12 protein-coding genes and 1 riboswitch are annotated in these 14,766 nt (G+C 74.4%); of the genes, 8 read left to right on the top strand and 4 right to left on the bottom strand.

Annotated elements, in window-relative coordinates; translation table 11 throughout:
• Positions 1-513: a hypothetical protein gene (locus tag ACPXCB_RS12450; protein WP_425874970.1), complete on the top strand. Its 513-nt coding sequence runs from the start codon at positions 1-3 to the stop codon at positions 511-513.
• Positions 514-1,066: 553 nt separating this feature from the next.
• Here the strand turns inward: ACPXCB_RS12450 and thrC are convergent.
• Positions 1,067-2,353, bottom strand: coding sequence for a threonine synthase (gene thrC / locus ACPXCB_RS12445; RefSeq protein WP_425874968.1), 1,287 nt, complete (start codon positions 2,351-2,353; stop codon positions 1,067-1,069).
• Positions 2,354-2,363: 10 nt separating this feature from the next.
• Positions 2,364-2,499: riboswitch (SAM riboswitch) on the bottom strand.
• A gap of 120 nt (positions 2,500-2,619) precedes the next feature.
• The gene (locus tag ACPXCB_RS12440) at positions 2,620-3,048 is read right to left on the bottom strand and encodes a DoxX family protein (protein WP_425874966.1); all 429 of its coding nucleotides are present in this window, start codon (positions 3,046-3,048) and stop codon (positions 2,620-2,622) included.
• Positions 3,049-3,210: 162 nt separating this feature from the next.
• Between ACPXCB_RS12440 and ACPXCB_RS12435 the strand changes: the two genes are divergently transcribed.
• Together ACPXCB_RS12435 and ACPXCB_RS12430 are read left to right on the top strand one after the other, a co-directional pair.
• Complete coding sequence (locus ACPXCB_RS12435) at positions 3,211-3,960, top strand: hypothetical protein (RefSeq protein WP_425874964.1); 750 nt, start codon at positions 3,211-3,213, stop codon at positions 3,958-3,960.
• Between the two features lie 737 nt (positions 3,961-4,697).
• Positions 4,698-5,255, top strand: coding sequence for a DUF4232 domain-containing protein (locus tag ACPXCB_RS12430; protein ID WP_425874962.1), 558 nt, complete (start codon positions 4,698-4,700; stop codon positions 5,253-5,255).
• Positions 5,256-5,268: 13 nt separating this feature from the next.
• On the opposite strand, the gene ACPXCB_RS12425 is transcribed toward ACPXCB_RS12430, so the two are convergent.
• Both ACPXCB_RS12425 and ACPXCB_RS12420 read right to left on the bottom strand, forming a co-directional pair.
• The gene (locus ACPXCB_RS12425) at positions 5,269-6,144 is read right to left on the bottom strand and encodes an ABC transporter permease (RefSeq protein WP_425874960.1); all 876 of its coding nucleotides are present in this window, start codon (positions 6,142-6,144) and stop codon (positions 5,269-5,271) included.
• Entirely contained in the window at positions 6,141-9,005 is a 2,865-nt protein-coding gene (locus tag ACPXCB_RS12420) for an alpha/beta fold hydrolase (RefSeq protein ID WP_425874958.1), read from the bottom strand. Before ACPXCB_RS12420 ends, ACPXCB_RS12425 begins: the two co-directional genes overlap by 4 nt.
• Positions 9,006-9,367: 362 nt before the next feature.
• Between ACPXCB_RS12420 and ACPXCB_RS12415 the strand changes: the two genes are divergently transcribed.
• The 5 genes from ACPXCB_RS12415 to ACPXCB_RS12395 are packed head-to-tail and all read left to right on the top strand — an operon-like array spanning position 9,368 to position 14,746.
• Complete coding sequence (locus tag ACPXCB_RS12415; protein WP_425874956.1) at positions 9,368-10,549, top strand: hypothetical protein; 1,182 nt, start codon at positions 9,368-9,370, stop codon at positions 10,547-10,549.
• Positions 10,536-13,094: a nitrate- and nitrite sensing domain-containing protein gene (locus tag ACPXCB_RS12410; protein ID WP_425874955.1), complete on the top strand. Its 2,559-nt coding sequence runs from the start codon at positions 10,536-10,538 to the stop codon at positions 13,092-13,094. Before ACPXCB_RS12415 ends, ACPXCB_RS12410 begins: the two co-directional genes overlap by 14 nt.
• A complete protein-coding gene (locus ACPXCB_RS12405; protein ID WP_088998136.1) occupies positions 13,091-13,561 on the top strand; it encodes a roadblock/LC7 domain-containing protein in 471 nt (156 codons plus the stop codon). The genes ACPXCB_RS12410 and ACPXCB_RS12405 overlap by 4 nt, the downstream gene beginning before the upstream one ends.
• Positions 13,558-14,031, top strand: coding sequence for a DUF742 domain-containing protein (locus ACPXCB_RS12400; RefSeq protein WP_425874953.1), 474 nt, complete (start codon positions 13,558-13,560; stop codon positions 14,029-14,031). The genes ACPXCB_RS12405 and ACPXCB_RS12400 overlap by 4 nt, the downstream gene beginning before the upstream one ends.
• Positions 14,009-14,746, top strand: a complete 738-nt coding sequence (locus tag ACPXCB_RS12395; protein WP_425874950.1) for a GTP-binding protein — start codon at positions 14,009-14,011, stop codon at positions 14,744-14,746. Before ACPXCB_RS12400 ends, ACPXCB_RS12395 begins: the two co-directional genes overlap by 23 nt.
• Positions 14,747-14,766: the final 20 nt, after the last annotated feature.

Below are 14,766 nucleotides of genomic sequence, written 5' to 3'. Positions count from 1 at the left end.
ATGAACCACCGACTGAAGGCCCCGTTCGTCGGGCTGGTCGCCCTTGTTCTGGCCGTTGGCGGCTGGTTCACCTACCAACAGCTTCGCCCCGCGCAGACCCACCCGGTTTCGGTGAGCTTCGCGTTCGACACCACCAACCGCGCCAAGGTCGCCGGCTACGCCGATGCGGTCGTGGTCGGGACCGTCACTGGCGTCGCGGAGGTACGCCAGGGTGAGCGCGGCGCCCCCCACACCATCTTCAAGGTCGCTGTTTCCGACAGGCTCAAGGGCGACGTCGAGGACACCATCCTCGTCGACCAACTCGGCGGAACCCGCGGGAAGGACACCTGGACGGTCGAGGGCGTCCAGCAACTCGCCGTCGGCTCCGCGTACGTCCTGCCCCTCACCAGCCGGAACGGGTCCGACGAACACGTCCTGGTGCTGACCCCGACCCTGGCACCGGTCACCACGTCCGGCGCGAGCGTGCACGTCTGGACCCAGGCGGTGGCGAACCAGGACACCACGGTGTCCTAGCTCGGGCAGACACCGCAGGGCGTCCGGCCCCCGATCCGATCGGCAGACAGCCCGGCCGGACCGCCGCCCTCCGGTCACCGGCCCCACCGCGACCCGGTGGTCGCGGTCAGGTCGGCGGTGGGGATCGACGCTCGTTCAGCCCGCTTGGCGTGGGGGTGCCGCACGACGACGATCGGGCCAGCGGATCAACCGCTGGCCCGATCGGAAGTTGGTCGGGAGGGACGCTCGCACAACGCCTCCGGCGTTGGGTCGTAAGAACTGAAAGTCTCCGGCGAAACGCCCTCCCGCACGGAGCATCTTGCGCCGTCCGGTTCCTGCCGTCAAGTCCTTGTCGGCGCGTTTTCCGCACTCACAGCGAAAACCCAGTTACGCCGCGAATCCCCCGCCCGCCTGCCCGCAACCCCCCTCGGGCACGCCAGCTCCCGGCCCTCCGAGGGCCCGAGGCCCGGGGCTGGCGGCACTGTTCGCGATCAACTTCGCCGCCAACCTCATGATCGACGCGGAGGGGCGGGGAGGACCGGGGGTGCGGGGAGGACCGGGGTGCGGGGCGGGATCAGCCGAGGAGGCCGGCGTCGCGGGCGGCGCGGAGCGAGGGCTTGATGCGGTGGGTGGGGCCGACCTCGCCGGCCACCGCGTCCAGGGTCTTGAGGCCCTCGCCGGTGTTGAAGACGACGGTCTCGGCGGCCGGGTCGAGGCGGCCGGACTCGACCAGCTTGCGCAGCACGGCCACGGTCACCCCGCCGGCCGTCTCGGCGAAGACGCCGGTGGTCCGGGCCAGCAGCCGGATGCCCGCGCGGATCTCGTCGTCGTCGACGTACTCCATCCAGCCCCCGGTGCGGCGCACCGCCTCCAGCGCGTAGATGCCGGCGGCCGGGTCGCCGATGTTGAGGGACTTGGCGATGCCGGTCGGCTTGACGGGCGTGATGGTGTCGGTGTCGGCGTGCAGGGCGGTGGCGATGGGGTTGCAGCCGGCCGACTGCGCGCCGAACACCTTCCAGCCGCCGGCCGGCGCCTCGACCAGCCCGATCTCGACCAGCTCGGCGAACGCCTTGTCGATCTTGGTGAGCAGCTCGCCGGAGGCCATCGGGATCACCACCTGCGCGGGGATCCGCCAGCCGAGCTGCTCGGCGACCTCGTAGCCGAGCGTCTTCGAGCCCTCGGCGTAGTAGGGGCGCACGTTGACGTTGACGAACGCGGTGTCCTCGAACTCGTCCGTCTCCACCAACTCGCCGCAGAGCCGGTTCACGTCGTCGTACGAGCCGTCGATGGCGACCAGCTCGCCGCCGTAGACGGCGGTGGTGATGACCTTGCCCTGCTCCAGGTCGCCGGGGATGAAGACCACCGACGGCGCGCCGGCCCGGGCCGCGTGCGCGGCGACGGAGTTGGCCAGGTTTCCGGTGGAGGCGCAGGCGTAGCGGCTGAAGCCGAGCGCGTGGGCGGCGGTCAACGCCACCGAGACGACCCGGTCCTTGAACGAGTGGGTCGGGTTGGCGCTGTCGTCCTTGACCCAGAGCGGACCGGTGATGCCCAACTCGGCGGCGAGGTGCGGGGCGGCCACCAACGGGGTGAAGCCGGGGTCGAGGGTGACCCGGGTGGCCGGGTCCTGGCCGGCGGGCAGCAGCGCCGCGTACCGCCAGATGTTCTGCGGGCCCGCCTCGATCTGCTCCCGGGTGACCGTCGCGAGCGCGGCGGCGTCGTAGTCGACCTCCAGCGGGCCGAAACACTCGTAGCAGGCGTGCTGGGCGGCGAGCGGGTAGCGCGCCGAACAGGCGCGACAGACCAGGGCGCGGGCGGGGCTGGCGGTGGTGTCGATGCCGGAGGGGGCGAACGTCGACGTCATGTCGCGGGTCCTCTCATCTTTCCCCGCATCGCACCCTGCGGCGGGGACGGAATTGGCACCTGCCCCGCCGGTCGCTCTGCGATGAGCGCGCGGGGTGGTTGCCGGGGCGTCGTCGGGCCGTATCCCTCAGCCCCTCTGGATGAGGTATGCAGTTGTGTCGTCGAGTCTAAGCACCGACGCCGCCCGGATCGTCGGGAGATCCCACGCTGTGAGCGATCCCGCAGCCGCCGTCGGGCGGCCGGCGGGCCTTCCTCGACGGTACGGATTCAGGCGGTCACCGAGCGGGAGTCGGCGGGGCGTCGGGCCCGCAGCGCGGTGTCGACCGCCCACGCGCCGGGGCCGAACACGGCGATCAGCAGGAACGACCAGCAGAACAGGACGGCCAGCTCACCGCCGTTGCGTAGCGGGAGCAGCGCGTCTGGCTGGTGCACCATGAAGTACGCGTAGGCCATCGAGCCGGACGCCAGCAGGGCCGCCGCCCGGGTCAACAGCCCGACGAGCACCAGCCCGCCGCAGACCGCCTGGATCAGCGCGGCCCACCACCCCGGCCACTCGCCGAGCGGGACCGCCTCGCCGGTGCCCCGGCTGCCACCGAGGACCCCGAGCAGCGAGGCCAGGCCGTGGCAGAGGAAGAGCAGGCCGACGACGGCACGGAACAGGGACAGGGCTGGGCCGCCGATCCGGTCAGCGAGCATCAGGGCACCTCCGATGAGACGACGGGACGACATCAGAATGCCGACTTTCATTCGGCACTGTCGATGCATTCCCTCATCGTGGGAACGCTCCCACAAAGCTGCGGGGCATGCGTGGCGCGCCCCCGTTACGGTGCAGGCACATCGACGGAAAGGAACGCGCGAATGCGTCGCAAGCTCGTCCCGGTGGTGGCGCTCTCCCTGGCCTGCCTGCTGGCGATGACCACCGCCTGCTCCACCGGCAACCGCAAGAAGCGGAACCGGTCCGCCGACCGGCCCGCCGGCACCGCCGCGAAGCGGGACGACGTCGACGCCACCCCCGCCACCACCCGGGCCACCCCGACCCCCCGCCGCACCGGCGACCAGCTCACCTGCCCCGAACTGCGCGACACCCGCATCGGCAGCAGGAAGGTCCGCTACCGCGGGTACGCCGCCCCGCTCCGCCTCTCCAACGGCCGGTGGGCCGACCGGGACGGCACGACGGTGGAGTTGCAGCGGCCGTGCGCCGTCGGTGACCTCGACGGCGACGGCGCGGGCGACGCGATCGGCGTGGTCATGCTCGACGGCGGCGGCACCGGCCGCTTCTTCACCCTCGCCGCCTGGCGCAACGTCAAGGGTGAGCCGGACTACCAGGCCCAGGTCGACCTCGGCGACCGTACACCGGTGGAGAGCGTCAGCGTGCGCGACGGCAGGGCGACGGTGGTCTACCTGACCCGGCCGGCGGGCGGCCCGATGGCGGAGCTGAGCATCCGGCGCACCGCCGTCTACCAGCTCAGGGGCACGGCGCTGGCCGAACTGAGCCACACCGACGCCCGGGTGACCGACCCGTCCGGCGACGGGGACACCGCCGACTCGGGCACCGCGCCGGACTCCCCCGACTCCCCCACCCGCAAGCGCAGGCCCCGTTCCCGCTGACGTCCCCGTGACCGGCCCGCCTCAGTCGGGGACCGGTCGGTGGGTCGGCGGCCTCGGTAGCCGTATGGATCCGGTGGCCGTGCAGCCCTGCTGACTCACCTCGCCGAGGCAGCCCCACCCCGAGGTCGGAACGCGCTCGAAGTACTGCACGGGCAGGAGCGTCGCCCCGGTCGCCGCACGGCCAGGTGGGGGTGCGCCCCTCCCCGCTGAAGTGGCAGTGGCGCAGCCGACCGGGGACGTTCCAGAGTCGACGGGCCAGGGGCTCCATCGTCAACCGGGCGCCCGTGGTGCGGCTCGACCCGGTGGCCGGCTACAGCCGGGCTGCGACCGACGCTCCGATCACCTCACCCCCCCAAGTGGCGCGGGCCGGGTGATGTCGTAGGCGATTCAGCTCGACAGGCACCTCCCGGGGTGGCCCGGCCTGCTGGCCCCGCAGGTGGGGCAGCTCGACAGCGCCACCGGGTCCCACCGGGCGGGTGTCAGGGGATCGGCGGCGCACCGGCCGGTGCGATGATCGGGCGATGGCCCTCCCCGCGCCCCGACCCGCGAGCCGACCCGCGAGCCGACCCGCGGGCGGACCCGCACCGCGTCCTCGCGACGGCATCGCAGGTCCGGCACGGGCGGTCGGGCTCGCGATCGCCGGCCTCGTCCTGCTCGGCGCCTGTGCGCCGGCGATCGACCCGCCGTCAGCCGACCTGCCGCCAGCCGGATCAGCGCCGGCCACGATGCCCGGCACGATGCCGACCGCGACCGCATCGGCGACGGCGTTCTGGGCCACTCCCACGACCGAGTGCCCGGCAGCCGGCATCCGGATCAGTTCGCCGGGCAGCGACGCCGCGATGGGTCTGCGTGCGCTCGGTCTGGAACTGGTCAACTGCGGCACGAAGCCCTACCGGCTCCACGGCTACCCCGTACTGCGCCTGTTCGACGGCGACGGCGACCCCATCCCGGTCCGGGTGGTCCACGGGGCCAAGGAGATCACCTCGGGCTTCGACGACCCGCCCCGGCCACTGACCCTGCAGCCCGGCGAGCGGGCCGGCGCCGCCGTGCTCTGGCGCAACCTGGTCACCGATCCGACGGTCGTCGCCACCGATGGCGAGCGCCTGGAGGTCGCGCCCGCAGTGGGCGGGGCCCCGCAGGTCGTCGGCCTGGACGGGCCCGTCGACCTCGGCAACACGGGCCGGATCGGCGTCAGCGCCTGGAAGAAGGCGACCGACCCGGCACCGACGCCGGCCCGGCCGGGCAGACCGGTGCCGAGCAGGTCGGCGCCGAGCAGCCCCCGGCCGCTGCCGTGAGGCGCCCGGCGTCTCAGCTGGTGACGTCCTTGCGGGTGAAGCGCCAGAACGCCAGGCCCCAGAACAGCGTCGCGTAGCTGATCGCCGAGATCGCCCCGCGTACCACGTCGTCGGTCTGCACCGGCGTCGACAGCAGTCCCAGCCAGGCGGTGCTGTAGTGCGTCGGCAGGAACGCGCGCAGCGCGCCCAGGGCGGTGATCTGGTCGAGGATGCTGGAGAGGATCCAGAGCAGCACCGCACCGCCGACCGCGCCCAGCGCGGCGTCCGTCACCACCGACAGCAGGAACGCCAGGCCGGCCACCACCAGGAGTACGACCGCCAGGTAGCCGAGCACGCCCAGCAGCCGCAGCAGTCCCTCGCCCGGTTCGAGCTGGGCCGCCACGGTGCTGCGCAACGGCTCCCAGCCGTAGCGGAGGGTGCCGATGAGCAGGGCAGTGCCGGCGAGCAGCAGCAGCGCCAGGGCCGAGTAGACGAGCGCGACGAGCAGCTTCACCGTCAGCAGGCGGGCCCGGGGCACCGGGATCGCCAGCAGGTAGCGCAGGCTGCCCCAGCTCGCCTCGCTGGCCACCGTGTCACCGCAGAACAGCGCCACCACCACGACCATCAGGAACGACGCCGAGACGAAGATGGTGAAGAGCGTGAAGTTCAGCCCGCCCGACGTGGCGAACTCGACCAGGCTGCCGAACTCCCCGCGCCCGTTGTCGTCGTCGCCGCCCGTGTCGAACTGGAACGCGATCAGGATGATCAACGGCAGCAGCACCATGAACCCGAGCGCGAGCTGCGTACGCCGCCGGGAGGCCTGCCGCCGGAACTCGGCGCCGAACGGCAGGGTCGCCGACGGCCGGTAGCCGGCCGCCGCGCCCGCCGCTTGTGACGTGCCCGCCATCATCGGTCCCCGCTTCCCCGAGAGTTCTCGCCCACCAGGGCGAGGAACGCGTCCTCCAGGCGGCGCCGCGGCACCACCCGGTCCACCCCGATGCCGGCCCGGACCAGCTCGGCGACCACCTCGCTACGGGCGGTGCCGTTGGTGTCCACCACGAGCTGCCCCTCGCCGTCGGGAAGCACCCGCACCCCGTCCAGGCCGTCCAGCACCGCCCGGGCGGCCTCCGGGTCGGTCACGTCGAAGAGCACGCTCGGCGACTCGCCGACGATCTCCTCGACCGGGCCCGAGGCGACGATGCGGCCCTTGTTCACCACCACCGCGTGCGTGCAGGTCTGCTCCACCTCGGCGAGCAGGTGGCTGGAGACCAGCACCGCCCGGCCGTCGGTGGCGTAGCGCTGGAGCACCCGGCGCATCTCCGCGATCTGCGGCGGGTCGAGCCCGTCGGTCGGCTCGTCGAGCACCAGCAGCTGGGGCAGGCCCAGCATCGCCTGCGCGATGGCGAGGCGCTGCCGCATGCCGTGGCTGTAGTTGTTGGTCTTGCGGTGCACGGAGTCGCCCAGGCCGGCGATCTCCAGGGCCTCCTCGAAGTGCGCGTCCCCGGCGGGCCGACCGGTGGCCCGCCAGTACGCCTTCAGGTTGTCCAGCCCCGACAGGTGCGGCAGGAAGCCCGGCCCCTCGACCAGCGCCCCGATCCGGGACAGCACCGGCGACCCGGGCACCAGCCGGTGCCCGAAGACGTAGATCTCGCCGGCGGTGGGCTGGGTCAGCCCCATCAGCACCCGCAGCGTGGTGGTCTTGCCCGCGCCGTTCGGGCCGAGCAGGCCGACGACCTGACCGGGGTGCACCTCGAAGTCCACGTTGGAGACGGCGACGAAGCCGTCCGCGTACTCCTTGCGGAGCTGCCGCACGGCCAGCGGGACGCCCGCGTACGCCGGGTGGATGGAGCTGTCCTGGCGGCGGTGCCGGCGGCGGACCACGGCGACGACCACGACGAGCCCGACGACGATCGCCGCGACCAGGCCGGCCAGCACCCAGCGCCACACGGTGGCGGAGGTGGGGATCGGGTCGCCGGCGACGGTCGGCAGGCTGACCGCGCCAGTGGCCGCGACGGTGTGCACGGTCGGCTCGACCGGGGTGGCGTACGCCTGGTCGGAGGTCGCCACCACCACGCGCAGCCGGTGCCCGGCCTCGATCCGGCGCACGATCGCCGGCAGGGTGACGGTGACCGGCCGCGCCGTGTCGATGGTCGGCGGCAGGCCGGTGAGCCGGACCGGGGCGACCAGGCCGTTGGGCAGGGTCGCCGCGCCGTTGGGGTCGACGTCGTAGAGCTTGACGAAGAGCACCGCCTCCCCCGTGGCCGACGCCGCCCGCACGTCGACGGTCGGGGCGCCGACGACGTCCACCGCCTCGGTCAGCGGCCCCGACTCGAAGCGGGCGTGCTGGCCGGGGATGTCCCCCGCCACGCCGCCGAGCAGCGACGACAACTCACCGGCGAAGGGCACCGAGGAGATGGCGGCCGGGTTGCGGGACGGCGGGTTGGCGACGGGCTGGGCGGGGCCGGACACCGGTACGCTCCGGCGGGCCGTGCCGGCGATGCCGGGATAGTCGGCGTAGCGGTAGCCGGTCGCCACCAGCCCCCGGTCGAGGGCGTCGAAGCCGGCGATCCGCGACCAGGTGAAGTCGTCGCCCGGGGCCTCGCCCTCGCCCTTGACGTAGTGGTCGAGCCACTGCACGGTCAGGAACTTCACCCGGTCCGAGTCGGTCTTCGGGCCCTCGCCGCCGTCGTGGCCGCCGGTGAACCAGGCCACCCGCACGGGCGTACCGGCGGCGGCGATGCCGTTCGCGTTCGCGTTCGCCTCGCCGAGCGGGAAGAGGGTGTCCGCCTCGCCCTGCACGAGCAGGGTCGGCGCCTTGATCCGCTTGAGCACCCCGGCCGGGCTGGAGCGGCGCAGCAGGTCCACGGCGGCCTGGTCGGCCCGACCCGTGGTGGCGATGCGCAGGTACGCGGCGCAGATGTCGGCGGCGAACCGGCCGCAGGCCGGGTCTCCCGCCCCGGCGGGGGCGCGCCCCGGACCCGTCCCCGGGCCGGCGCCCGGCCCCGGGCCGGGCGGGCCGGCGGAGGCGGGCGCCCCCTCGGGCTGGGCGGCACTCGTCCCGGAGAGCCCGGCCGGCCCGGAGCCGACGTTGCCGCCCCCGCCGAAGAAGAGGCCGGCCCAGCCGGACTTGAACACGCCCTCGGTGGGCTCCTTCCCGGTGCTCTCCGGCAGGAAGGAGCGGGACAGGTCGTTCCAGGTGATCATGGGCACGATCGCGTCGACGCGCTGGTCCTGCGCCGCGAGCAGCAGCGCCAGGGCGCCGCCGTACGAGCCGCCGACGACACCGACCTTCGGGTCCCCGGCGGCGTCGGTACGGATCTCGGGCCGGGCGGCGAGCCAGTCCAGCAGACGTTCGGCGTCCCGGACCTCGTAGTCCGGGTGGTCCAGGTGGATCTGTCCGCCGCTGCGGCCGAGGCCCCGCGCGGTCCAGGTGAGCACCGCGTAACCGCGTCCGGCGAACTCCTCGGCGTCGGCGCGGACGGACTCCTTGGTGCCACCGAAGCCGTGCGCCAGCAGCACCGCCGGCACCTTGTTCGCCGCCGATGCGTCCTCGGGCAGGTAGAAGGTGGTGTCCAGGACGACGGGCTCGTTTCCGGTCGGCCCGGAGGGAACGTTCACGAACGCCGCCTCGGTCCGGACGGCCGGCCCCTGCGGCAGGACGGACCAGGTCACGGCGGCGGCAAGCAGCACGACGACCGCCGCCGCGGCGACGGCGCGCCGGCGGGTGGGCAGGGCACGCCGGATCCACGCGGCCGACAACGGCGATCTCATTGGGCACACGGTACGGCCCGGATCCTGAGCGTTGGCTGAGATCCTCCGTACGTCCGTCCGGTTGCTCCGATCGGCGTCGCCCCAGCGCGGTCCAGACCGTCCCACGAAGATGAATTCGGATCATGTGAATTCCGATGTTCGTCGGAAATCCGCTCCGATCCATCCTTGTCACTCTCTGCCCCGGCACGGACGGTGCCCGACGAGTGACCCTGCGGTTACTTCGAGCTTCGTGACGCAAAGCTGACCGTCCGGCGGCCGGAACGGCCCCCGCTGGTCGGTTAGTTTTCCGGTCCGGTGCACGGGACTTCGCCGTCGACCCCCGACACCCCGCCGATCCCGTGCTCCCGCCGGAGGAGACAGACATGACCGTCCCCGCACCGCCGGCCCGCCGGCGGCCCACCGCGGTGGGCCGCGTACTGCCGCTGCTGCTCCTCGTCGCCCTGCTCGCGCCGATGACCCTGCTGTTCGTCCAGACCTGGGGACTGACGGCCGACGACCGGGACCTGGCCGGCCGGGAACGGCTGGGCGTGGAGTACCTGCGCGCCCTCGCCCCGGTCACCCACGCCCTGGTCGAGGCCCAGTCCGCCGCCGTCGCCGCCCGGCCCGTCACCAGCGAGGCGCTGACCCGCGCGGTCGAGGCCGCCGCCTCCGTGGACGCGCGGGTCGGCGACGAGTTGCGCACCCAGGAACGCTGGGCGGGCCTGCGGGCCAGGATCGAGGCGCTGGGCGCCCGCGCTCCCGCCGACCCGGAGGCGGCCTTCACCGCGTACGGCGAGGCCACCGACCTGCTGCTGGCGCTGCACGGCAAGGTCCGGGAGACGTCCGGGCTCGTCCGCGACCCCCGGCCCGACTCCTTCTTCCTCCAGCACGCGAGCCGGGACCTGCCCGAGGCGGTCGTGGCGGCCGGCCGGCTGGCCGACCTGGCCGTGCTCGCCGCCCGCCGGCCCGCCGCCGACCGCAACCGCACCGCCGTCGAGATCGCCGCCCTCCGGGTGGGCGTGCTCACCCCGGCCGGTGACCTGGTCGCCGACCTCCGGGCCGCCGTGGACAGCTCGGAGAGCGCCGACCTCGGCCCGAGCGTGCTGAACCCGCTCGACACCTACCAACGGGCCGTCGAGACGTTGGCGGCCCACTCCGCGCCGGCCGGTCGCGACGCGGAGACCGACCAGGCGCGGATCGCCGGCGCCCGGTTGAACGCGCAGACCGCCGCCGAGCAGCTCCAGCCCGTCATCCTGGACGAACTCGACGCGCTCCTCGCCGGACGCTCCCGCGACCTGGACCGGGACCGCTGGCTGACCGTGGCGGCCGGGGCGCTGGCCGTCCTGCTGTGGGCGGCACTGGGCGCGGTGTGGCTCGCCGCCGTCCGACGGGCGCCGGGGCCAGCGGCACAGGCCCGACGCGACCGGTACGGCGCCGACGCCCGGCCGGAGGACACGCCGTGGCAGCCGGCCGGCCGGGGTGCCGAACCGCGTCAGCTCCAGCCGGCGGGGTCGGCCCGCGAACCCGGCGGCGCGCAGTGGGGGCCCTCCGATGCTGCTCGCTAGGCTCCGTATCCGGGGCAAGCTCGCGCTGCTCGTGGTCATCCCGCTGCTCAGCATGGTGGCGCTGGCCGTGCCGGCGGTGCTCGACCGCGTGGCCGCCGCGCAACGGGCCGGCGACATCGCCGACCGGGTCCGCGTCGCCAGCCGGATCGGCAGCCTCGTGCAGGACCTGCAACAGGAACGCGTCCTCTCGGTCGGGCTGCTGCTCGGCCGGGTCACCCGGAGCGAGCTGATGCAGCGGACCGCCGGCGTGGACGACCGGGTCGCCGACCTGCGAGCCACCCCGGCAGGCCTGCTGCCGCCGGAGGTGACGGAGGCCCTGCACGGCGTACGCGGGCTGACCGACCTGCGTGCCGCGGTGCTCGCCGGCACCGCCACGCCGGACCAGATCATGGCCGCGTACGGGTCGGTCAGCACGGGACTGATCAACGCGCTGCGGCTGCCGTTCGGGGTGGACACCGACACGGCGGCCGGGCGGCAGGTGCTGGCCCTGGACGGGTTGCTCCGCGTCGACGAGGCGATGGGCGCCTGCGCCACCCTCATCGTGCTCGTCAAGGCCACCGGCTCGCCCCGGGTCAGTGCCTCGTACGTCGCCTGCATGGCGGGGCTGCGGGCGGACAACCAGGGGTTCCGCAGCCTCATCACACCGGAGCAGTTGAAGCTGGTGACCCTGAACGACGCGGCCGTGGCCGCCCGGACCAGCGCGGACTTCCTCACCAGGAGCGCGCTGGACCCGGCCGGCGCGACCAGGGACATCCCGCTGGACGCGCTCTTCCCGTCGGTCCGCTCGATGATCACCTTCGGGCAGTTCATCGAGAAGAAGCTCGTCGCCGACGTCATCGCCGAGGTGACCGGGCAGCAACGCCGGGCGCTGACCGAGGCGTACCTGGTGGCGGGGATCGTCACCCTGATCCTCGCCGTGGTGGTGCTGCTCAGTGCGGCCGTCGCCCGGACGGTGGCCCGGCCGCTGACCCGGCTCACCCGCTCCGCCGACCGGGTGGCCCGGGTCGCCGAGGCGGAGCTGACCAGGGTCGCCGACGACGAGACCGAGGGCGCCGCGCCGGTACGCCTCGACCCGGTCGACGTACGGGCCCGCGACGAGATCGGCGACCTGGCCCGCGCGTTCGACCGGGTGCAGAGCACCGCCGCCCGGCTCGTGGAACGGCAGGTCGCCGGCCGACGCAACGTGGCCCAGATGTTCGGCCACGTCGGCCGCCGTACGCAGAACCTCGTGGGCCGGCAGATCGCGCTGATCGACCGGCTGGAGCGGCAGGAGACCGACCCCGGCCGGCTGGAGCACCTGTACCGGCTCGACCACATCTCCAGCCGCCTGCGCCGCAACGCCGGCAGCCTGGTGGTGCTCTCCGGCTCGGCCGGCGCCGACCCCCACGTGGCGCCGGTGCCGCTCGGGGACGTGGTCCGGTTGGCGCTCGGCGAGATCGAGGACTACACCCGGGTCGACGTGCAGGTCCCGTCCGGCGTGTCGGTGGCGCCCGGCGCCGTCGGCGACCTCGTCCTGGCGCTGGCCGAGCTGATGGAGAACGCGACGGTCTTCTCCCCGCCGCACACCCGCGTCACGGTGGGCGGCGAGCCGACCGGCTCCGGCGCCCGGCTGACCGTGGTGGACCGGGGCATCGGCATGGCCCCGGAGCGGCTGGCGGAGGAGAACGCCCGGCTCACCCGGCGGGAACGGCTCGACCTCGCGCCGACCGAGGTGCTGGGGCTCTTCGTGGTGGGTCGCCTGGCCCGCCGGCACGGCTGGCAGGTGCGGCTGACGCCGACCGCCGGTGGCGGGGTGACCGCGCACCTGGACGTCCCGGAGACGTCGCTGGTCGTCCACCGCGCCGAGCGGGCCGGCGTGACCGTGGCCCGGGCCGCCGTACCCGTCCGCGACCGGCGCTCGCCCGACGAGCCGGAGGCCGCCCGACCCCGCGCGGCGGTCGGCACCGGGTCCGGCGCGACGGTCGGCGCGGCGCCGTCCGAGCCCCGCGCGACGGTCGGCGCCGCGCCGGAGGCTGCGCCGTCCGGGTTCGACGCGGCGCTGCTGAGCCGCGCCACCCGCAGCGTGGAGTCCGGCGCCTCCTGGGACGCGTTCACCTCCAGTGGTGAGCCGGCCGGGGTCGAGCTACGGGCGCCGGCCGGCACCGAGCCACGGGCACCGGCCGCAGCCGCCCCGCCGGGCATCCGACAGCGGGTACCCGGTGCCACCCTGCGCCCGGCCGCCCCGCCGGCCGCCCCGCCGGTGAGCGGGCCGGTGCCGGTCACCGACGCGGACCCGGCCGCCGCCCGCGCCCTCGTCGAGGCCGTCGAGTCGGGCGTACGCCGGGCCGAACTGGGCCGGGGCACCCCGGACGGCACCGCGCCGGCCGGGCTGACCCGGCGGGTGCCCGGCGCGAACCTGACCGCCACCCCGGCCCGTCAGCCCGACAGCCCGCCGGAGAACCCGGACGAGGTCCGCGACCTCCTCACCGAGTTCGAGGCGGGCGTCGCCCGCGCTCTGCGCGAAGTCAGCCAAGACCGCCGCTACGAAGAGGGAACATCACGGTGACCAGCCCCTTCCTGCACGACAACGTCGACCACCAGAACCCGGGCGCCGGGGACCTGAGCCCGGAGGCGCGCACCTTCAACTGGCTGCTGGACTCCTTCACGTCGAGTACGGCCGGCGTGCTGGAGGCGATCGCCGTCTCGTCGGACGGGCTGCTGATGGCCATGTCGGCCATCAAGGACCGCTCCAACGCGGAACGGCTCGCCGCGGTGGTCTCCGGCATGACGAGCCTCGCCGGCGGCGCCGCGAGTTGGTACGCCCTCGGCGGGCTGAACCGGGTGGTCGTGGACATGGCCGAGGGCTACCTGCTGATCAGCGCCATCAGCAGCGGCTCCGTGCTCGGGGTGGTCGCCGACCGCTCGGCGAACCTCGGCACCGTCGCCTACGAGATGACGCTCTTCGCCGGGCGGGCCGGTGGCGCCCTCACCCCGAGACTGATCGCCGAGCTGAAGAACGCCGCCCAGCAATGACCCCCGAGGCCGCCGGCGAGGGACCGGACCCGGAACCCACGGTCCGGATCCGGCCCTACCTGCGCGCGTCGTCCCCGCATGACGCCCGGCCCGGCCTGCCGGCGACCACGGCCGCGCCGGCGACCGGGGACGGGCCCGCCAGCCCGCGCCCGTTCGTGCTCACCGCCGGGCGGGTGGCCGGCGCCGACCCGGCGATCGGGCTGGAGACACAGGTGACCGTCCGGCCGGCGACCGACCGGCCGCCGGCGCTGACCTGGCTGGCACCCGAGTTGCAGGCGATCGTCTCGCTCTGCGACGAGCCGATCTCGGTCGCCGAGATCTCCGCCCGTACCCGGTTGCACTTCGGCGTGACCCGGGTGCTGGTCGGCGACCTCCGCGCCGCGGGCCACCTCGACGTGCACGACGGCGCCGACGCTCTCGACCCCGACATCATCCTTCGAGTGATTGATGGACTCCGTGCGATCTCCTGAATGGCCGGTCGCCCCGCTGGGCGGGATCGCCGCCAACAGCGCCGCCACCCGGTACGGCTCCCCGACGGGGCCGCACCCCGCCGCGTCCGCTCCGCCGCCGCACCGGGCGCCGGCCACCGGGGTGGCCGCGGTGCCCCGGCCCACGCCGGCCGCCGCACCGCCGATCCCGGTCAAGATCCTCATCGCCGGCGGCTTCGGGGTCGGCAAGACCACCACGGTCGGCGCGATCTCCGAGATCGCCCCGCTGACCACCGAGGCGGAGATGACCACCGCCGGGATCGGCGTCGACGACCCCGGCGTACGCTCCGCGAAGACCACCACCACGGTGGCGATGGACTTCGGCTGCGTCACCATCGACCGCAGTCTGAAGCTGTACCTGTTCGGCACGCCGGGGCAGGCCCGGTTCGGTTTCATGTGGGACGACCTCGCCCGGGGGGCGCTCGGCGCGCTCGTCGTGGTGGACAGCGCCCGGCTCGACGACTGCTACCCGGCGATCGACTTCTTCGAGCGGGCCGGCCTGCCCTTCGTGGTCGGCGTGAACGCCTTCGACGGGCGGCTCACGCACGACCTCGACGCGATCCGGTGGGCGCTGGCCGTCGGCGACCACGTGCCCCTGGTGCAGTTCGACGCCCGGGACCGGCTCTCGGTGCGGGACGCCCTGCTGGTCGTCCTCGACCGCGCACTCGAGCGGGCCACCCGGGAGGGAAGGTCCTGAACCGCTGCGGCGGTTCGACC

It is taken from the genome of Micromonospora sp. DT62 (assembly GCF_049847285.1).
Lineage (GTDB): Bacteria > Actinomycetota > Actinomycetes > Mycobacteriales > Micromonosporaceae > Micromonospora > Micromonospora reichwaldensis.
The sequence above is the reverse complement of the archived record's forward strand: the minus strand, read 5'-3'. Positions and strand labels throughout refer to the sequence as shown.

Bases quoted from the DNA above. Each gene is read 5' to 3' on its own strand.
- ACPXCB_RS12450 (WP_425874970.1), top strand. From the start codon at position 1: ATGAACCACCGACTGAAGGCCCCGTTCGTCGGGCTGGTCGCCCTTGTT.
- thrC (WP_425874968.1), bottom strand. From the start codon at position 2,353: ATGACGTCGACGTTCGCCCCCTCCGGCATCGACACCACCGCCAGCCCC.
- ACPXCB_RS12440 (WP_425874966.1), bottom strand. From the start codon at position 3,048: ATGCTCGCTGACCGGATCGGCGGCCCAGCCCTGTCCCTGTTCCGTGCC.
- ACPXCB_RS12435 (WP_425874964.1), top strand. From the start codon at position 3,211: ATGCGTCGCAAGCTCGTCCCGGTGGTGGCGCTCTCCCTGGCCTGCCTG.
- ACPXCB_RS12430 (WP_425874962.1), top strand. From the start codon at position 4,698: ATGCCGACCGCGACCGCATCGGCGACGGCGTTCTGGGCCACTCCCACG.
- ACPXCB_RS12425 (WP_425874960.1), bottom strand. From the start codon at position 6,144: ATGATGGCGGGCACGTCACAAGCGGCGGGCGCGGCGGCCGGCTACCGG.
- ACPXCB_RS12420 (WP_425874958.1), bottom strand. From the start codon at position 9,005: ATGAGATCGCCGTTGTCGGCCGCGTGGATCCGGCGTGCCCTGCCCACC.
- ACPXCB_RS12415 (WP_425874956.1), top strand. From the start codon at position 9,368: ATGACCGTCCCCGCACCGCCGGCCCGCCGGCGGCCCACCGCGGTGGGC.
- ACPXCB_RS12410 (WP_425874955.1), top strand. From the start codon at position 10,536: ATGCTGCTCGCTAGGCTCCGTATCCGGGGCAAGCTCGCGCTGCTCGTG.
- ACPXCB_RS12400 (WP_425874953.1), top strand. From the start codon at position 13,558: ATGACCCCCGAGGCCGCCGGCGAGGGACCGGACCCGGAACCCACGGTC.
- ACPXCB_RS12395 (WP_425874950.1), top strand. From the start codon at position 14,009: ATGGACTCCGTGCGATCTCCTGAATGGCCGGTCGCCCCGCTGGGCGGG.